Source organism: Paenibacillus sp. S33, assembly GCF_053615415.1.
In genome coordinates this window covers 3,359,780-3,378,809 of record NZ_JBSIEZ010000001.1, presented here as the reverse complement: position 1 = coordinate 3,378,809, position 19,030 = coordinate 3,359,780, and the positions used below count along the sequence as shown (strand labels likewise).

Genomic DNA, 19,030 nt, shown 5'->3' with positions numbered 1-19,030 from the left:
ATGAGTCAAGACATTCGTATTATCTTTATGGGTACGCCTGAGTTTGCAGTGCCATCGCTGAACATGTTACTGGATAACGGTTATAACGTGGTTGGTGTGATTACACAGCCCGATAAGCCACAGGGACGAAAAAAAATATTGATGCCTACACCAGTCAAGGAAGCGGCAGAAAAACGCGGATTACCTGTACTGCAACCGACCCGCCTGCGCCAGCCAGAAGCGGTGGCTCAGGTGGCAGAGCTGCGTCCTGATCTGATCGTAACCGCAGCCTATGGGCAAATTTTGCCTAAGTCCGTACTAGACCTGCCTCGGTTCGGCTGTCTGAATGTGCATGGTTCGTTACTTCCCCGTTATCGGGGAGGTGCACCGATCCAGCGTGCGATTATTAATGGTGAAACTGTGACGGGTGTGACGCTGATGTATATGGCGGAAGGACTGGACACTGGCGATATGATATCGCGAGTTGAGGTTGCTATAGAGCCGGAGGATACCTCTGGTACTATTTTTGAGAAGCTAAGCGTAGCTGGAGCAAAGCTTTTGCAGGACGAGCTGCCTAAGTTGCTGGCAGGCCAATCAGACCGTACGCCGCAAAACGAGGACGAGGCAACTTATGCCCCGAACCTGAACCGCGAGGATGAGCGTATTTCGTGGAGTGACAATGCTCAGCAGATATACAACCGGATTCGCGGCCTGGTTCCTTTTTCCGGTGCGTTTACGCTTTGGGAGGAAAATGTTTTTAAAATTTGGGCTGCTGAGCAGCCTTTCATAAACAGTGAAGTGAGTGGCTCAAATGTTCCAGCACCCGGAACGGTTCTTCAATTGACTGCTCGTGGCATTGAGGTGCAGACAGGCGAAGGAACTCTTTGGCTGACTCAGGTTCAACCGGCTGGCAAAAAGGTTATGGATGCCGGAACCTTTGCACGCGGCGGACAGATGAAGCCAGGCACGGTGCTCGGATGAGCGGGAGTCACTCCCGCCAGGGAGGCCAAGGCAAGGGAGTGGGTGTCAGATCCGGCAAGACTCGCAATCAGACGGCGCGGGAAGTTGCACTTGATGTGTTGACCGGTGTGGAGCAAGAGGGTGCATATAGCAATCTTGAGCTAAATCGTCGGCTTCAACAGGCAGGTTTATCTGCAAGTGACGCTGGTTTGGCGACGGAACTTGTATATGGTACAATCGCACGCCGAAATACACTAGATTATTTCCTGAATAAATTTGTTCAAAAAGGAACGGCCAAGCTTCAGGCTTGGGTACGTTCGTTGCTGCGGATGAGTGTGTATCAGATGGTGTATCTGGATCGAGTTCCGGATCATGCAGTCGTTAGTGAAGCGGTGACCATTGCCAAACGTCGTGGGCATCAGGGGATTTCCGGTATGGTCAACGGCGTGCTACGCAGCATGTTGCGTGAGCCGGACAAGCTGCGTATTCCTGATGATTTGTCACCAGAGGAACGGATTTCATTAGAACATTCCCATCCACAGTGGCTGGTTAAGCGCTGGATTAAGCAATACGGTGCAGATACTGCTGAGGCTATCTGTCAGGCTAATAATGAGCCCCCTGCGGTCAGCGTACGGGTGAATACGACAATGACCAGCCGTGATCAGCTGCTGGACGAGATGCGCTCAAAAGGGCTTGATGCCGTTCCTTCCGCAGTTAGTCCCTATGGGATTGTTGTTCGTAGCGGTGGAAATATGGCGCTTACCTCGTGGTATACGGACGGCTTGCTGTCCGTACAGGATGAAAGCTCCATGCTCGTTGCCGAAGCAGTCGCTCCTGAGCCTGGCATGCTGGTACTGGATTGCTGTGCCGCTCCAGGTGGAAAAACAGCTCATATGGCCGAGCTGATGAAGGATCAAGGCCGGATAGTTGCGAATGATCTGCATGCCCATAAGCATCAATTAATCCGTGAACAGGCTAATCGACTTGGCCTGGATGCTGTGGAAACAGTCACTGGTGATGCGCTAGAACTGAAAGAACGCTATGCTCCAGCTTCTTTTGACCGTATTTTACTGGATGCGCCATGCTCTGGCTTTGGAGTAATTCGTCGTAAACCGGACCTGCGTTGGAGCAAAACTGCGCAGGATGTTCGCGACATTACACAGCTTCAGCATGAGTTGCTGGATAGTGTGGCGGGATTGTTGAAGCCAGGTGGTATTCTGGTGTATAGCACATGCACGATTGAACCGGACGAAAATGAAGGACAATTGACTCAGTTTTTAAGCGAACATCCAGAGTATGAATTGGCAGAGGGTCATTCCTTCCCGGACGTGAGCCACGAAAAGGATAGTATTCAGGGAGGCTCGGTACAGCTGTTACCGCAGCATTTTCACAGCGACGGGTTTTATATCGCGCGCCTGCGTCGGGTGAAATAGCGCGGAAGAGAATTCCAGGCAGCTTCCCACCAGTATTTCCACATTCCGCCGGAACATTTCCGGCGGTTTTTTGCATGAAGATGAAAAATTTTTACCCCTCCAGGGATTTGTGCTAAAATAGGAAGAATGAAAAATACGATCTACGATCAAACAGAACTTAATGAAGAAGGAACGGGTGCAAACATTGATGAAACCTTTTATATATGATTTAACTCTGGAGGAGCTTCAGGACTGGGCCAAGAACAATGGCGAGCCTGCTTTTCGTGGCGGACAAATTTTTGACTGGCTGTATGTGAAGCGGGTCAATGATTTCAGCGAGATGACGAATTTGTCCAAGGCGCTGAGAGAGAAGCTTGAGGAGCAATTTAGTTTTGTGACGCTTAGTGAAATTACAAAGTTGGAATCAAAGGACGGTACAGTAAAATTCCTGTTCGGTTTGCACGATGATCATGCCATTGAAACGGTCATTATGAGACACAATTACGGAAACAGTATTTGTGTAACGACGCAAGTGGGATGCCGGATTGGTTGCACTTTCTGCGCATCGACGCTCGGAGGCCTCAAACGGAACCTGACAGCTGGTGAAATTACTGCACAGGTAGTACAGGCTCAGAAAATTTTGGATAAAACGAATGAACGAGTGAGCAGCATCGTGATTATGGGCTCAGGCGAGCCTTTTGAAAACTATGAAGCGACCATGACGTTTTTGCGTACAATGGTTCATGAAAAAGGTCTGAACATTGGTCAACGTCATATCACGGTGTCGACTAGCGGTATTGTACCGAATATTTATAAATTTGCCGACGAGGATACCCAGATTAATCTGGCAATATCCATTCATGCGCCTAATGATGCGCTTCGTTCGAAGCTGATGCCTGTAAATCGGCGTTATCCCTTTAAAGATGTTATGGATTCTCTACGTTACTATCTTGCTAAGACGGGGCGGAGAATTTCGTTTGAATATGCCCTGATTGGCGGGGTAAACGATCAGGCAGAACATGCTGAAGAGCTAGCGGATGTGTTAAAGGACATGCTGTGTCACGTCAATTTGATTCCAGTCAACCATGTGCCTGAGCGCAAGTATGTGCGCACATCGCGTAGCGATATTTTTAATTTTCAACGTATACTTGCCGAAAAAGGCGTCAATGTGACGATCCGGCGTGAACAGGGTCACGATATTGCCGCTGCCTGTGGTCAGTTGCGTGCAAAGCATATGGAGTTGGGGTGAAACCATTTGATCAAAACAGTTCATGTCAGCCATGTCGGACGTGTACGTTCGGTGAATGAGGATTCTGCCTGGATCAGGCACTTAGAGCAAGGCTATATTCTTGGGATTGTTGCCGATGGTATGGGGGGGCATTTGGCCGGTGATACGGCCAGCCGCCTTGCGGTAGAGACACTTGCCGCTGATTTGGCGACGCTGGAGAGCGGATTATCCGCACATTCTTTGACGGCGGCGCTCAGCGACGCTATTTTGCATGCCAATGAAGTCATCTTCCAGACGGCTGCACGCGACGAAAAGTATCATAATATGGGAACGACAGTTGTTGCGGTTTTACTAAACGACGCATCCGGAATTATCGGACATATCGGTGACAGTCGCGCCTATGTCGTGTCTAAAGGAGCGGTACGTCAGCTTACAGAAGACCATACTTTGGTTAATGAGCTGTTCAAAAACGGTCAGATCAGTAAGGAAGAACGGGAGAACCATCCCCGTCGCAATGTGCTGACTCGGGCGCTGGGCACTGATTCTGAGGTGAAAGTGGATATTGACTCCATTGCGCTGGAAAAAGGCGATGTACTGTTACTGTGTAGCGACGGATTAAGCAATCTGGTAACGGAAGAACAAATCAGTAAAGTAGTAGGTGCCGCAGAGAATCCTTTGGAGGAGCGTGCGGATCGTCTGCTACATCTGGCGCTGCTTGCCGGAGGAGACGATAACATTACTGTGGCTTTGTTTGAATTGCCCGATGACACGGTTTCATTGAGTGAAAAGGGGTGTGACGCATGATCGGGCACCTGCTAGGGGGAAGATACGAAATTATTGAGCGCATCGGTGGCGGCGGTATGGCGCTGGTGTATAAGGCTCAAGACATTTTGCTGAATCGCAATGTTGCAGTTAAAGTGTTGCGCCAGCAATTTGTTCATGATGAGGAATTTATTCGCCGGTTTCGGCGTGAGGCGCAGTCTGCGGCCTCGCTTTCGCATTCGAATGTGGTCAGTATTTATGATGTCGGCCAAGAGGATGAAATCCATTATATTGTAATGGAGTGCATCGAAGGTAAAAATTTGAATGAGATTATTAAAGAACGTGCGCCATTGCAAGTGGATGAAGCAGTACGGATTGCATCCCAGATTTGTGATGCGCTGGAGCATGCCCATCAAAATCAGATTATTCACCGAGACATTAAGCCTCATAATATATTAATTGGACGTAATGGACGGGTTAAGGTAACCGATTTTGGGATTGCTAGAGCCGTTACGTCAACGACCATTACCCAGACGGGTTCTGTTGTAGGTTCTGTTCATTATTTTTCACCTGAGCATGCAAAGGGTGTCGTCACCGGCGAAAAATCGGACTTATATTCTTTAGGTATTGTCTTATATCAAATGCTGACGGCGCAGCTCCCTTTCCTCGGAGAAAGTCCAATTAGTGTAGCGCTCAAGCATTTGCAAGAGGAATTTGAGGAACCGCGTAAAATTAATCCGTTGATTCCGCAAAGTGTGGAAAATGTCATTCTAAAATCCATGCGCAAAAATCCAGAAGAGCGTTATCAATCGGCAGACGAGATGCTAAAAGATTTGGAAACCTGTTTGCTGCCGGGACGGCGTAATGAATCCAAGCTGGAGTTTACACATTTGGATGATGAGGATCAAACACGGGTTATTCCGGCTATTAAGCCTCAACAATTAGGGATGTCTTCTAGCGGGGATGATGTACCTGCTCAACCGCGTGAGTCTGAACAGCTTCCGAGCAAGCAATCGTCCAAGAAAAATAAAAAAAAAGCGATTTTGTGGGTAACACTAGTGTTGGTGTTACTTCTGTGCATGGGCGGAGTGGTGTACTATGTGCAAAGTGTACTGGTCGTGCCTGAGGTAAAAGTACCAGGTGTATTGACACAAACAGAAGACCAAGCGAAGGTTAATCTCAGTAAAGCGGGGCTACTCATTGAGGAGCCAATCCAGCATGAATACAAAGAAGGAATCGCGCCTGGAGTTGTATTTTATCAAAGCTATCCTGCAGATTCTTTAGTCAAGGAAGGAACCAAGATTAGTCTGAAAGTCGGGATTGCCAAGCCGCTCAGCCCGATGCCTGATGTCAAAGGCCAAAGCTACGAGAATGCTGTTAAGCTGCTGACCGCCCAGCAAATTAAGGAGACGCAGATTCAGCAAAATGAGCAGTTCAGTGATCAGGCCGCAGGGACCGTCCTTAGTCAGACACCCGCTGCAAATGAACCATTTGATAAGGATTCAGTCCAGGTTGTGCTTACAGTCAGCAAGGGAGCTGACACTGTAAAAATGCCAAGTCTCGTAGGGAAGACGCAGAGTCAAGCGGAAAATGAGGTCAAAAAGGCAGGACTGAAGGTTGGCTCGATTAAAGAAGAATTTAGCTATGAGCAGGAAAAAGGAAGAGTAACCAAACAATGGCCGTCAGAGGCAGGCAGTGAGCTGCCACCAAATACGGAAATTACGATTTATGTAAGTACTGGTTACCCGCCAGAAGCGATTACGCTGGCATTTAATGTGCCTGTTGCGCCCAAGGAAGAGGGGAAAAACAGCAAAATTCGTATCACTTATACGGATGCACGTGGAGAAAATCAGGAATGGGGAAGCCGTACGATTAATACGACACAGGTGTTCACTATCAACCTGCTAATGGCTCCGAACAAAGACAGTGTTGTCTCAGTATTTAGAGATGGCGACTTTATTGATACGTATCCAGTCTCATATATTGAGGCGAAAAATGGAACGGTGACGATGCCCCAAATTGCTCCGCCTGCCGGAACTTCACCAACGGATACACCTGATGGTACTTCCTCGCAGAATGGAAGTGGAAACGGCGAGGAAGGTGATAGCGGGGGAGCTTCTAATGATAGTGGTAATAGTGGAGGAGACTTGAACAATCAGGAGGGCACGGGAAGTAATGGTGACCCTTCCGCCTTTGTTCCTGGAACGAATTCCACGGGGGGGACGCGCAGTGAGTTGGCGGTTAGTTATAAAAACAACCCAGGCCACGCTTCCCACAAAAAGAAGGAAAAAGTGATTGAGGCTGTTCAGCATCAGTAAACTTGCAATAGGAAGATGCTCAACCTGCTATACGCAATGAAACTTGAACATTATGAAGGAGGACATCTTACACATGCCTGAAGGTCTGATCGTCAAGGCGCTTAGCGGATATTATTATGTCTCCAGCCTGGATCAGGATGGGCGTCCGGTATCTGGCGAAGCTACGGTACAATGCAGAGCACGCGGCATTTTTAAGAAAAAAGAGATTACGCCTCTTGTTGGTGATCGGGTCGTTTACGAACTGACTGAAAACGGGGAAGGTATGGTCAAGGAGATTAGAAAGCGTACGACGGAGCTAATACGTCCTCCGGTAGCCAATACCACGCTTGCCGTGCTGCTGTTTTCATTGCGTGAGCCGGATTTAAACCTGCCTTTACTGGACAAATTTTTAGTCCATATTGAGCACGCCGGGCTGGATACGATTATCTGTCTGACTAAGCGCGATTTGTATGAAGGCAGCCCTTCAGAGGATGACACCGTGCTGGCCGTTCAGGAAATATACCAGAAGATCGGTTATGAAGTGCTGGTAACCAGTGCCCGTACCGGAGAAGGGACGGCTGAGCTTAAGAAGCTATTGGCTGGTCAAATCAGCGTGTTTTCCGGGCAATCAGGTGTAGGAAAGTCTTCCATGCTTAATGCTCTAGAACCTGGGTTAACGCTGGAGACGAGCGCCATAAGCAATAAGCTGGGCCGAGGAAAACATACGACTCGTCATGTGGAGCTGATTCCTCTAGACAACGGAGGATTTGTAGCAGATACACCGGGGTTTAGCCAGCTGGATTTTCTGGAGCTGGGTGTGGATGAGCTATCTCCCTGTTTTCGTGAATTCCAGCAGTATGCGGAAGGATGTAAATTTCGGGGTTGTACCCATATTCACGAGCCTGGTTGTAAAGTAAGAGAGGCCCTGGAAGAAGGACATATTTCACAGGGACGGTATGATAGCTATTTGCAGTTCTATCAGGAATTAAAAGAAAAAAAGCGGAGGTACTGAGTATATGTTAAAAATAGCACCGTCGATTTTATCCGCTGATTTTGCTCGCTTGGGCAGTGAAGTTGCGGAAGCTGAGGCAGGAGGGGCAGACTGGATTCATGTGGACGTAATGGATGGACATTTTGTATCTAATATTACACTGGGCCCACCTATCGTTCAGGCTATTCGTCCGCACACGACTCTTCCCTTGGATGTTCATCTGATGATTGAGCATCCTGAACGCTATATTGGCGATTTCGTAAAAGCAGGAGCCGATATCATCACTGTTCATGCTGAGGCCTGTGTTCATTTGCATGGTGTCCTTCACTTGATCAAGCAGCAAGGCGCTCTGGCTGGAGTGGCTCTCAATCCAGGTACTTCACCATATGCGATCAAGGAAGTGCTGCCAAATGTGGATATGATTCTGGTAATGACGGTCAATCCTGGCTTTGGAGGTCAGTCCTTCATTCCAGAGACGTTAAATAAAATCAGACAAATCCGTGCTTGGTTGAACGAATTGGGTCGTCCAGACGTACATATCGAGGTAGACGGAGGTATTGCGGAGGAGACGGCACCAGCCGTATTTGAAGCGGGGGCTGACGTGCTGGTGGCTGGTAGTGCGGTATTCGGCAGAGCAGACCGCGCAGCGGCTATTGCTGCGATTCGGGACAGTGCAGCACGTTTGTCCAAGTGAAGCTGACCGAAGCATTGTGGATGACTGTAGCGAGCATGGCGACGGGGTTGACCCTTAGCTGCTTCTCGCTAGTGAAGGCTCCTTGGAATGCCGTTCTTTCACTATTGGCTGTTCTAATTGTCCTGTTTTATTTTCGAAAAAATGAACGGCGTGGTTTACGAATAGGTTTTGTGGTGTGCAGCGTACTTTATTATATCCTGTTTATTTTCATACTCTCAGCATATCTCTATGTTCGCGGACTTGTCTGATGGTATAGCCTGGGATGGTTGTGCATAAATATGGTTACATGAGCGGGATTCTCATGTAGCCTTTTTTTGTGGGGCAACAACCCTTGATAGGTTGCATAAACTACAGAGAACGGATGCAGGAGGATGATGGGGAGGGTGAGGCATGAAGTTTTACACAATCAAGCTGCCAAAATTTCTGGGTGGATTCGTTAAAGCCATTTTGAATACATTCCAGAAAAACTGAATTCAGCGTAATGTAAACACAGGATGTAGGATGAAAGCTAGTGGTACACAGGGCACGCTTCCCGGGCATAACAGAAGGTAGCTCGGTAGTAAAAGATTGGAACGCACGGGAAGGTGCCTGACATTTTGTGTTCCTGAACCAGATGGATATTACTTTTCGAATAACCAAAAAAGCACCCGTTTAAAACGAGGTGCCTTTTGTTTATAACGATATTTTTTTACGACTACACGCGAGTCACTTTACCGGCTTTCAATGCACGAGTGCTGACATAAACGCGTTTCGGTTTACCGTTAACGAGAATGCGAACTTTTTGTACGTTGACGCCCCAAGTACGGCGATTACGGTTGTTAGCGTGAGATACGTGGTTACCGCTGCCAGGCTTTTTGCCTGTTACAGAACATTTACGAGACATGATTCCACCTCCTATTCTGAAAATAACCAAATTCCATATGGAACGGGTCTCTCTTCAGGCCGACTGGGTCAGCCGGACTTTGTAAGTCACTAACCTGAACAAAACAATACTTAAATATAATATCATAGTCAAAAAAGCTCCGTCAACTGATTCAAAAACTTTATTTATTTCTCTTTCGCATTATAGTACAATATGGGATAGTTATTGCTGCGATTATTTTGTATTTAAATGGAATGCGAATTCTTATTCCAGTCATGCCGGCGGTTCAGAGGCGGGACTATAGTTATCATTCCAGCCGATGATTTATGTTGGGTAGTTGACTGGTTTTTCATTTTATATGACCTGTAGAAGAGCGACCAGACGTGAGTACAAGAGCTTATGAAAGTGTGACATTCGTATTCGTCGTCTGGCTTTAGTATAATTTAATTGAACCTGTAGGCACAGCTGGATAAGGTGTGGTGAAGGTTGATAGTAAAACAAGTGTATTAAGCTAGGAAGGGGAATTCTCTTGAGTAATCGTTCTTTGAATGGAACAGATTTTACCGCAATGGTTTTAGCCGGGGCGGAACAATTACAGCAGCATGCGGAACATGTCAATTCACTAAATGTATTCCCGGTGCCAGACGGTGATACGGGAACTAACATGAATTTGACGATGAGCGCGGGCGTAACGGAATTAAAGAGGGGGGATTCTTCCTCCATCGGTGTCATGTCCGGCATATTATCCAAAGGTTTGCTGATGGGAGCCCGCGGCAATTCAGGGGTTATCCTGTCTCAGTTGTTTCGTGGCTTCAGCCGTTACGCTGCCCCATACGAGGAATTGAATACCCTTCAGTTCGCATCGGCATTGCAGAGCGGGGTGGATGCGGCCTACAAGGCGGTGGTTAAGCCGGTGGAGGGTACAATTCTTACCGTGGCGAAGGAAGCGGCCAAGCATGCTGTATTTTTCTCGCGCCGGACGAACGACATCACGGAATTGATGGAAGAAGTGCTTGCCAAAGCGAAGGAAACGCTTGCCATGACGCAGGACATGCTCCCTGTACTGAAGCAAGTAGGAGTTGTAGATTCGGGTGGGCAAGGCCTTGTGTATATTTATGAAGGCTTTATGCAACATCTTGGAAGCGGCTTGGTGACGTCTCCAACTGCAAAAAATGATAATGTACGCCCGGTTTTTGCTCCTCACGTATCGGAGAGACCTACTGCTACTGCAGTTGTTCCTTCCCCAGATGCGCCGATTTCTGCGCAAGCGAAGCTCGAAACGGATAATATTGAATTTTTGTATGATATGGAGTTTTTTATTAATCGACAATTGGGCGAAGCGCAAGGTACCGATTTTGATGAAGAAGCCTTCCGGAAAGCGTTATCCGTAGATGGTGATTCTATTATCGTAATTTCAGACGATGATGTCATCAAGGTTCACGTGCATTCTAAGGCTCCTGGTGAAGTGCTGAATTTGGCACTGCGTTACGGAGAAATTACACAGATTCGTATTTTAAATATGCGCGAGCAGCATCGTGATTTGTTGTCTGCGGGTATGGATGTTGCTCCTGAGCCTGAGTGGTTTGCTGAAATACCAACAGAGCCTGCACGTGAGGAAGAGCCGTCTGAGCCCCCCGCTCATGAACTGGCATCCTTTGGTTTTATAGCTGTGGCTTCCGGTGAAGGAATTGCTGATATTTTCAGAAGTTTAGGCGTCGATGTTGTCCTTTCTGGCGGCCAGACAATGAATCCAAGCACAGAGGACTTCGTTAATGCGGCGCGCTCGATTGCGGCTCAACATATTTTTATTCTTCCGAATAATTCCAATATTATTTTGGCGGCAGAACAAGCGCGTGAACTGCTAGAGATGGAACGTATGGTGTCGGTTATTCCGAGCAAAACAATTCCTCAGGGCATTGCGGCAGCATTTTCCTTCCAGGAGGAAGAGGCTTTTGAGGTAAATCAGGACAATATGCGTGACGCAGTCACCCGGGTGAAGTCTGGGCAAGTGACCTACGCGGTACGGGATACGACGCTTGATGACCTGCATATTACAGCCGGGCACTACATCGGTATTCAGGATTCCAAAATTGTAGCGACCGAGGAACACTTAATGGCAACGTCCCGTCTTTTGCTAGCGAAAATGCTGGTGAATGGCGATGAAATTGTTACGATTCTCACAGGTTCAGACGCAAATCAAGAGGACACAGATCAGCTTGTTGCATGGCTTGAAGAAAATTATGCGGATGCTGAAGTGGAAGTTCATGAAGGTGGTCAGCCGATTTATCCTTATTTGTTCTCAGTGGAAACCTGATGTGCTTTAGCACGCCCATGGAAGTCCACAACAAAAGGAGGTCTGACTGATGAGCAGTACCATCATTTTGACGGATAGCACGGCTGATATTCCACAAGAATTAGCAGACCGTCTCGGTATAGTTGTTGTACCCTTGACAGTGATGTTCGGCAGCACAGCTTACCTGGACGGCATTGAGATGTCAGCGTCGCAGTTTTACAGCGAACTAGTACGGGCTGATGAGCTGCCTACGACGTCACAGCCTTCACCAGCCCGTTTTTTGGAGACATACACGACGCTGTTAGAGCAATACCCCGAGAGCCAGGTTATCTCTATCCATTTATCCTCGGGTGTGAGCGGAACGTATCAGTCTGCTCTGCTGGGCAAATCCATGCTGGAGAAGCATGAACATAGAGTGACTGTGGTGGATTCCAAATCAGCTTCATACGGATACGGCATGCTAGTGGTTTATGCGGCAGAGCTGGCGGCTGCCGGACACTCCCCGACTGATATTGTTCGGGCTGTGGAACGTCGTGGGGAGCGCCGTTGTTTATATTTCCTGGTGGATACCCTGGAATACTTAAAAAAAGGCGGACGTATTGGCAAGGCAGCGGCAATGGTTGGTACGTTGCTTAACATTAAGCCGATTCTTTCGATTGACAAAGAAGGCATTATTTATTCGGTTGATAAGGCGAGAGGGCATAAAAAAGCGACAGCACGAATTATTGAACTACTGGAGCGGGATTTAAAAGGCCAAAAAATTAATATTGCTGTGGGTCATACGGCAGATCGCTCAGCGGCAGAAGCGTTCGTGGCTCAGCTGGCAGAGCATTTTGAGCTGGGGGATCGAATATATACTGAACTTGGCGCTGTGATTGGGACCCATGTAGGGCCAGGAACGATTGGCATTTTTGTATGGCCGGCCGGAGATGAGAGGTAATATGCTGCAATTGGATCAAATACCTTTAAAACAAATACATGGCGTGAGTGCTCTCAAAGAGGGAGAGCTTCACGCTTTTGGCATTTCTAACATACAGGACATGCTGGAATATTATCCGTTTCGGTATGAAGATTACCGACTGCGCTCGCTAAGCGAAGTGAAGGACGGAGATAAGATTACGGTACAGGCCAAAATTATGGGCATTCCGGTGCTTCAGCGTTACGGGCGCAAATCAAGGTTGACTTGTAAATTGATGGCCGAGGATTGGATGTTTACCGCGACATGGTTTAATCGGCATTTCATGAAGGAGCAGCTAACCTCAGGTCGTGAAATTGTGGTGACTGGTAAATGGGATCTCAAACGTATGCAGATGACTGTTGCAGATTCTGAGTTTCCTGATAAAGGAGTAGCCCGCTCGGGGACGCTTCAACCGGTGTACTCTATAGGCGGCAAGATTACGCAAAGCTGGATGCGAAAAACGATGAATCAGACGCTCCAGCAGTTTGGCGAAATGATCCCCGAAATATTGCCTGAGTTGCTTGTACGCAAATATAGTATGATGCCGCGCAAGCAGGCTATTGCGGGTATACACCAGCCTCAGGACAACCGTGAGGGGCAAGAGGCTCGTCGGCGGATGGTGTATGAGGAGCTATTTTTATTTCAACTGAAAATGCAGGCATTCCGGGCGCTAAATCGTGGTCGAGCGGACGGAGTGGTACATACGGTGGATAACGCCACGATTCGTGAATTTGTAAGGGCTTTGCCTTTTGAATTAACGGATGCACAGAAGAAGGTAGAGCTTGAAATACTGCACGATCTACGCTCACCTTATTGTATGAACCGTCTGCTTCAGGGAGATGTTGGGTCAGGTAAAACAGTTGTTGCTGCCATCGGTTTATTTGCCACAGTACGTTCTGGTTTTCAGGGAGCGCTGATGGTGCCAACCGAAATATTGGCCGAGCAGCATATGCGGTCGCTTCACAAGCTGTTTGAGCCCTTTGGAATCAGTGTGGGCCTACTGACTGGGAGTACAACCGGGAAGAAGCGTAAGGAGCTGCTAGCTGCTCTCCAAATGGGTCTGCTGGACATTGTAGTAGGCACCCATGCTCTCATTCAGGAAGATGTATATTTTCGCCAGCTTGGGCTTGTTGTAACGGATGAGCAGCATAGATTCGGAGTGAACCAGCGTAGTGTACTGCGTCGCAAAGGCTATAATCCCGATGTGCTGACGATGACGGCCACACCGATCCCTCGTACGCTGGCCATTACTGCGTTTGGCGATATGGATGTTTCTACGTTGTCAGAGCGGCCGAAGGGGCGTATTCCAATTTCCACCTATTGGGTGAAGCACGAACTGATGGATCGGGTACTTGGTTTTATTTCCCGCGAGGTAGATCAGGGACGGCAGGCTTATCTGATTTGCCCGTTGATTGAAGAGTCGGAGAAGCTGGACGTACAGAATGCCATTGATTTGCATATTCAAATGCAACAGGCTTTTCCACATTACCGCGTTGGGCTATTACATGGACGGATGACTCCCGCAGAAAAGGAAGAAGTTATGCGTTCTTTCTATGCGAATGAGGTTCAGTTGCTCGTTTCAACGACGGTTGTGGAGGTGGGGGTAGACGTCCCCAATGCGACGCTAATGATCATTATGGATGCGGATCGTTTTGGGCTGTCCCAGTTACATCAATTACGTGGACGTGTCGGACGGGGAGCACATGCCTCGTATTGTGTACTGATCGCTGATCCTAAGTCGGAGGTTGGTCAGGAGCGGATGAAGGTTATGACCGATACGGACGATGGTTTTGAGGTGGCTAGACGCGATCTGGATTTGAGAGGGCCGGGTGACTTTTTTGGCACCAAGCAGAGTGGGCTACCCGAGTTTCGTTTAGCAGATATGGTAGCGGATTTTGAGGTGCTGGAAAAGGCGCGTGAGGATGCAACTGATCTGATCAAGGATGCGTCCTTTTGGACATCTCCGCAGTATGAAGCACTGCGCGGTTATTTGCAAAAAGAGCAGATTTTCCAGGGGGATCTCATCGACTAATCCACCATGAATCATGAGGTTGTTCTAAACGTTTTAAACAATAGGCACAATGGACAGGCTGGCCGTCATATATTTGGGAATGACCGAATGATATGGGAGGTGTGGCAACATTGAGCTATCAGCAATATGGAATCAGTCCGCAACTGGTGGAGCGGATTAAGTTGAAAATGAAAAATCGTGCGCTCAAGGATCGGGTTAAGCAGCAGATCGAAGGTGTGACTAAAGCGGACCTGCAAAATAAAGCTAAGGTGCGTCATCTTGTGAAGACTACTTCTGCTATTTTAAACGAGCGTTTGACGGCTGCGCAGGAGGAGCAATTGACCGCCTTCGTATTGGCACAAAAAATTGATCCGTCCAATACATTCCATCTAATCAAGCTGTGGGGAATGTTCCGTTGATTGCTATTTGAAGAGGTGCTTCGAAGCGCTCTCCATGTTTTTTGTGAAGCACAGATAAAAAAAGGATTGCCTGATATCAGGCGATCCTTTTTGGTTTGTTTTAGTTAGTTCATTCCCCGGGCAATAGCTAGTGTGAGCTTATCATGAGATTTTTTATTTGTAATGACCGCCAATTTTGATAGACCGTTCCATGGCCTGCCCGGCATCTGTTAACGACGATGCGCGCATGATGATGGACTGACCGTACCGATCCTTTAAAGTGTCCGTCACCTTTTCCAAAGCACGGGATCGCTCCTGATCCTCAAAAAAATCCAGTTGATACAGTTGATCATCCACCAATCCGCTTAAAGTAACTCCTGCGCGCTTCACAGGCATATGATTCCAAAAAGTATAAAAGATTTTTTTAACGGTTTCATATACCTTTTGGGTATGGTTTGTAGGATCGGGTATCTTCATTTGTCGGGAGAATCCGGTTGGTGCCTCGTAGGGACTGCATATACAATGAACAGTCACAACCGAGCCCATATATCCTTTGCGGCGGGCGTCCCGACACACCTCCTCTGTTAGTTCAAGCAGGATGGTTTCCACTTCCGCAGGCTGGAGATAGTCGCGGGGAAGAGTCATCATATGACCGATGGATTTGGGAGGTGTATTAAATGTTTCCGGCTTGACCGGGCTGTGATCGATCCCGTTAGCAGTTCGCCATATTACCTCTGCCTGAATATCGGACTGCTTACCGAAATGAGACCGGAATTTGTCCTGTAGCCGAGGTAAGGGAGTACGTGCGATATCTCCAATGGTGTGTAGTCCAAGCTTCTCCAAATGCCGTTCCATTCGTGAACCGATCCCGAACATAAGACGTACTGGCTGGGGCCATAGCAACGCTGCAATATCGGATGCAGGCAACAAGAAAATGCCACTGTCATTTTTTTTAGCCCATATATCTGTTGCGGTTTTAGCCAGCATTTTGTTGGAGCCGATACCAATTCGAATCCATACTCCTGTTTGTGCCAGTACCTTTTGCTGAATTTCACTTGCAATACTAACCGGATCCCCGAACAGGGAGAGGCTTCCGCTCATATCCAGAAACTGTTCATCAATGCTGAAAACTTCAACCAAATCCGTATATTCATTATAAATTTCTGTTATTTTTAATGAGACATCGATATAATGCTGCATACGCGGACGTACAATGATAAGGCCAGGACATTTTTTCACCGCTTCTCCCAGACGTTCTGCTGTAGATATACCGTATTTTTTGGCCAGCGGACACGCAGCTAAAATAATGCCTGAACGAAGTGCAGGGTCACCGGCCACAACGAGTGGCTTATGTTGGTATTTGGGTTCATCTGCTTTTTCGATGCTGGTATAAAAACTTTGGCAGTCCGATAAGAATATGGTTCTATTTCTGCGTTCCTCCAAAAATAAGACCTCCTTTCCTGATATGTGTGGATCATCCTTCCAAAATATTCTTGAATGTATACTCTTATAGTAGTATTATATACAGAACAAGTGTTCCTAATACAAATGTATTTTTTGGAACGTTACAGTTTACGGAAAACCTAACATGGCGTATCATAATATCTTGAGCAAAAACAAGTGGAAATGAATGAATATTGAGGGGAGAAAACCATTTTTATGAACCCAAAACGTCGACCATCATCTCAAAAACGCAGTAGGTGGCGTATTTTTGGCAGAGTTTTGCTGATTAATATCAAGTGGTTCTCGTTTGCGGGTGTACTTGGAGTGCTATTTGCTGGAGGTCTTATATCCGGTTATGTAGCGGCACTGGTTCATGATGAACCTGTACGATCACGTCAGTTGATATATGAAAAGGTAAATGAGAACGCTCTGACCAGCTTTGTATTTTTTAATGATCAGGTAACTCCGGTTGGAAGAATGCGCATGGAGGAGGATCGACAGCTCGTTGATCTGAAGGATGTCCCTCAGTCTATTGTGGACGCCCTCATTTCAACGGAAGACAGCCAATTTTATGAGCATCGTGGTGTGGATTTAAAGGGAACAGCTCGTGCTGTTAAGCAGAAGCTTTTGAATGAAAACCGCCAAACAGGCGGTAGCACACTGACGCAGCAGGTAGCCCGAAGGGTTTTTCTCAGTCTGGATAAGACGGACAGTCGCAAGGTGAAGGAAATGCTGCTGGCACTGCGTATGGAGCGGTTTATGGGCAAGGATAAAATATTAACGGCTTACTTAAACAAAATGCCCTTTGGTAATGGTTCCGCTGGTTACAATTTATATGGAATCAAGTCTGCTTCTTTAGGGATTTTCAATGTAAGTGATCTACATAAGCTTCATATTGCTCAGGCGGCTTATTTGGCAGGTCTTCCCCAACTGCCATCTGTTTATTCCGCTTTTGATGGTAAAGGGAACTTTGATGAAGAAGGCTTCAATAAAGCGATGGAGCGCCAACGTGTCGTGTTGGGAAGAATGCTGGCAACAGGTAAACTTACGCCATCCGAATATAACGAGGCGCTTCAATTTGATGTGAAAGCCACTCTTGCGCCACATCGCGAAAAAAGCTATAACACATTCCCTTATTTGATGCTGGAGACAGAGCGGGAAGCCGCCCAATTGTTAGCGCTCCAACAAAATCCCGATATCACGGCAGCCGAGATTTCCAAGCCTGAGCATGCCGAGCTTCTTCAAAATACGCGAGAAGAGTTGCAACGGTCCGGATATCGAATTTATACAACGATAAATAAGAAAATTTATAACAATATGCGGCAGATTGCAGCCAATCCACAAAACTTTTCTCCATACAGTAAGAAGAAGGGATTAGAGCAGATTGCAGCAATCATGATTGATCATAAAACAGGGGCTATACTCGGTATGATCGAGGGCAGGGATTTTAATACCGAGCAAATGAACTATGCAACTCAAATGACACGTCAGCCCGGTTCTGCCATGAAGCCTATTGCTGCTTATTTACCTGCTTTGGAAAAGGGCTACACTCAGCCAGCCGGTCTTATTGATGATTCACAAATCATATTGAAAGACGGGCGTAAAGGTTATCATATTCCTAAAAATTATAACAGACGGTACGAGGGGCTTATGACAGCCCGTGAAGCACTCAATCGGTCAATCAATATCCCTGCACTGAGGCTGTTCTTATATGAAGTTAAAATTCCAAACGCTTGGAATTTTGTGCGTTCTCTTGGAATTACGACGATTCAGCCGCAGGATGAACATGCTCAGACAGGGGTTCTGGGTGGACTAAGCAAAGGGGTATCCGTCGAGGAACTGACCGCAGCATATGGAACGATTCCTAATATGGGTGTATATAATGCACCTCATCTGATCAGCAAAATTACGGATGCCAACGGGAAGATCATATATGAATTTAAACCGCAGGCGAAGCGTGTATATTCACAGCAAACCGCATTTTTGATGACGGATATGCTTAAAACTGTTATATCAGATCCGAGGGGAACTGGTAAACGCCTGCAAAATGCTTTTAAAAGCTACGGTGCCATTGATATCGCCGGTAAAACCGGTACAACACAAAACTTTGGTGATGTGTGGTTTATGGGGTACACACCTGACGTTACACTAGGCGTCTGGGCTGGTTACCGCCAACAGGTTAATACATTATCTCAAGAAGGCCATTCCAGAGCACAGTCAGTGTGGGCACTGATCATGAATGAGGCGGTCAAGGACCAGCCTGAACTTTTTAAGAATAAGCACTTTATACGGCCGGAAGGTGTTGTAAGAGTTACGGTTTCTAGCCTTACAGGTAAGCTGCCAGGGCGTTATTCCCGTCAATCGGGTCAACTTGTGACTGACTGGTTTAATCAAAAGTATGTGCCTACTGAAGTTGGAAGAGAACGGCTTCCGCGTTCTGCTAGACCAGTGGTCCCGTCCAAACCAGATATCAAGGAAAAAGAAGTCCCAGAGGTTGAGGTACCTGCAATAGATCAAGAGAAAATTCCACCAGAGGAAACGGATTCTGCTGTTCCTGACGCAGACACAGAGATAGAAATGCCTGATGAGAATAACGATGTGCCATCAACAGATACTTCGCAACCTTTTGTTGAAAACGAACAGGGGACTCCTTCTGAATCGGAAAGCCAGAGTGAGACTCCCAAAACCCAATCTGATGAAGTTATTTATCCAGAAATAATATCTGATCAACCCAAAAACTAA

Annotated in this window: 15 protein-coding genes; 13 read left to right on the top strand and 2 right to left on the bottom strand. The window is 47.2% G+C overall.

What is annotated here, in order from left to right; all coding sequences use genetic code 11:
• The 8 genes from fmt to spoVM all read left to right on the top strand — a co-directional run bounded on the left by fmt (position 1) and on the right by spoVM (position 8,794).
• Positions 1 to 960 (top strand): methionyl-tRNA formyltransferase, encoded by a 960-nt coding sequence (gene fmt / locus ACWGXJ_RS15600; protein ID WP_452567112.1) that lies wholly within the window; start codon positions 1 to 3, stop codon positions 958 to 960.
• Entirely contained in the window at positions 957 to 2,372 is a 1,416-nt protein-coding gene (gene rsmB / locus ACWGXJ_RS15595; RefSeq protein ID WP_452567111.1) for a 16S rRNA (cytosine(967)-C(5))-methyltransferase RsmB, read from the top strand. The genes fmt and rsmB overlap by 4 nt, the downstream gene beginning before the upstream one ends.
• Before the next feature lie 187 nt (positions 2,373 to 2,559).
• The gene (gene rlmN, locus ACWGXJ_RS15590) at positions 2,560 to 3,600 is read left to right on the top strand and encodes a 23S rRNA (adenine(2503)-C(2))-methyltransferase RlmN (RefSeq protein ID WP_013310887.1); all 1,041 of its coding nucleotides are present in this window, start codon (positions 2,560 to 2,562) and stop codon (positions 3,598 to 3,600) included.
• A gap of 6 nt (positions 3,601 to 3,606) precedes the next feature.
• The gene (locus ACWGXJ_RS15585; RefSeq protein ID WP_452567110.1) at positions 3,607 to 4,383 is read left to right on the top strand and encodes a Stp1/IreP family PP2C-type Ser/Thr phosphatase; all 777 of its coding nucleotides are present in this window, start codon (positions 3,607 to 3,609) and stop codon (positions 4,381 to 4,383) included.
• A complete protein-coding gene (gene pknB / locus ACWGXJ_RS15580; protein WP_452567109.1) occupies positions 4,380 to 6,659 on the top strand; it encodes a Stk1 family PASTA domain-containing Ser/Thr kinase in 2,280 nt (759 codons plus the stop codon). The genes ACWGXJ_RS15585 and pknB overlap by 4 nt, the downstream gene beginning before the upstream one ends.
• 73 nt (positions 6,660 to 6,732) lie before the next feature.
• Positions 6,733 to 7,650 carry a ribosome small subunit-dependent GTPase A gene (gene rsgA / locus ACWGXJ_RS15575; protein ID WP_348620009.1) on the top strand — a complete coding sequence of 306 codons (918 nt, stop codon included), beginning with the start codon at positions 6,733 to 6,735 and terminating at the stop codon, positions 7,648 to 7,650.
• Between the two features lie 4 nt (positions 7,651 to 7,654).
• Entirely contained in the window at positions 7,655 to 8,323 is a 669-nt protein-coding gene (gene rpe / locus ACWGXJ_RS15570; RefSeq protein WP_061829029.1) for a ribulose-phosphate 3-epimerase, read from the top strand.
• 390 nt (positions 8,324 to 8,713) lie between these two features.
• Positions 8,714 to 8,794: a stage V sporulation protein SpoVM gene (gene spoVM / locus ACWGXJ_RS15565; RefSeq protein WP_010345573.1), complete on the top strand. Its 81-nt coding sequence runs from the start codon at positions 8,714 to 8,716 to the stop codon at positions 8,792 to 8,794.
• A 223-nt stretch (positions 8,795 to 9,017) separates the two neighbouring features.
• Here spoVM and rpmB read toward each other — a convergent pair whose 3' ends face one another.
• Positions 9,018 to 9,206 (bottom strand): 50S ribosomal protein L28, encoded by a 189-nt coding sequence (rpmB, locus tag ACWGXJ_RS15560; RefSeq protein WP_013310881.1) that lies wholly within the window; start codon positions 9,204 to 9,206, stop codon positions 9,018 to 9,020.
• A 508-nt stretch (positions 9,207 to 9,714) separates the two neighbouring features.
• Between rpmB and ACWGXJ_RS15555 the strand changes: the two genes are divergently transcribed.
• From ACWGXJ_RS15555 to ACWGXJ_RS15540, 4 genes are all read left to right on the top strand, one after another.
• Positions 9,715 to 11,499, top strand: a complete 1,785-nt coding sequence (locus ACWGXJ_RS15555; protein ID WP_452567108.1) for a DAK2 domain-containing protein — start codon at positions 9,715 to 9,717, stop codon at positions 11,497 to 11,499.
• A 49-nt stretch (positions 11,500 to 11,548) separates the two neighbouring features.
• Positions 11,549 to 12,418, top strand: coding sequence for a DegV family protein (locus tag ACWGXJ_RS15550; protein ID WP_069289871.1), 870 nt, complete (start codon positions 11,549 to 11,551; stop codon positions 12,416 to 12,418).
• Position 12,419: 1 nt separating this feature from the next.
• Positions 12,420 to 14,468: an ATP-dependent DNA helicase RecG gene (gene recG, locus ACWGXJ_RS15545; RefSeq protein WP_069289870.1), complete on the top strand. Its 2,049-nt coding sequence runs from the start codon at positions 12,420 to 12,422 to the stop codon at positions 14,466 to 14,468.
• 110 nt (positions 14,469 to 14,578) lie between these two features.
• On the top strand, positions 14,579 to 14,866 hold the full coding sequence (locus tag ACWGXJ_RS15540; RefSeq protein ID WP_061829033.1) for a stage VI sporulation protein F: 288 nt from the start codon (positions 14,579 to 14,581) through the stop codon (positions 14,864 to 14,866).
• 153 nt (positions 14,867 to 15,019) lie between these two features.
• Here ACWGXJ_RS15540 and ACWGXJ_RS15535 read toward each other — a convergent pair whose 3' ends face one another.
• The gene (locus ACWGXJ_RS15535; protein WP_452567107.1) at positions 15,020 to 16,288 is read right to left on the bottom strand and encodes a DNA polymerase IV; all 1,269 of its coding nucleotides are present in this window, start codon (positions 16,286 to 16,288) and stop codon (positions 15,020 to 15,022) included.
• A 216-nt stretch (positions 16,289 to 16,504) separates the two neighbouring features.
• Between ACWGXJ_RS15535 and ACWGXJ_RS15530 the strand changes: the two genes are divergently transcribed.
• Positions 16,505 to 19,030 (top strand): transglycosylase domain-containing protein, encoded by a 2,526-nt coding sequence (locus ACWGXJ_RS15530; protein WP_452567106.1) that lies wholly within the window; start codon positions 16,505 to 16,507, stop codon positions 19,028 to 19,030.

Bases quoted from the DNA above. Each gene is read 5' to 3' on its own strand.
- rsgA (WP_348620009.1), top strand. From the start codon at position 6,733: ATGCCTGAAGGTCTGATCGTCAAGGCGCTTAGCGGATATTATTATGTC.
- rsmB (WP_452567111.1), top strand. From the start codon at position 957: ATGAGCGGGAGTCACTCCCGCCAGGGAGGCCAAGGCAAGGGAGTGGGT.
- fmt (WP_452567112.1), top strand. From the start codon at position 1: ATGAGTCAAGACATTCGTATTATCTTTATGGGTACGCCTGAGTTTGCA.
- rlmN (WP_013310887.1), top strand. From the start codon at position 2,560: ATGAAACCTTTTATATATGATTTAACTCTGGAGGAGCTTCAGGACTGG.
- spoVM (WP_010345573.1), top strand. From the start codon at position 8,714: ATGAAGTTTTACACAATCAAGCTGCCAAAATTTCTGGGTGGATTCGTT.
- recG (WP_069289870.1), top strand. From the start codon at position 12,420: ATGCTGCAATTGGATCAAATACCTTTAAAACAAATACATGGCGTGAGT.
- rpe (WP_061829029.1), top strand. From the start codon at position 7,655: ATGTTAAAAATAGCACCGTCGATTTTATCCGCTGATTTTGCTCGCTTG.
- ACWGXJ_RS15530 (WP_452567106.1), top strand. From the start codon at position 16,505: ATGAACCCAAAACGTCGACCATCATCTCAAAAACGCAGTAGGTGGCGT.
- pknB (WP_452567109.1), top strand. From the start codon at position 4,380: ATGATCGGGCACCTGCTAGGGGGAAGATACGAAATTATTGAGCGCATC.
- ACWGXJ_RS15550 (WP_069289871.1), top strand. From the start codon at position 11,549: ATGAGCAGTACCATCATTTTGACGGATAGCACGGCTGATATTCCACAA.
- rpmB (WP_013310881.1), bottom strand. From the start codon at position 9,206: ATGTCTCGTAAATGTTCTGTAACAGGCAAAAAGCCTGGCAGCGGTAAC.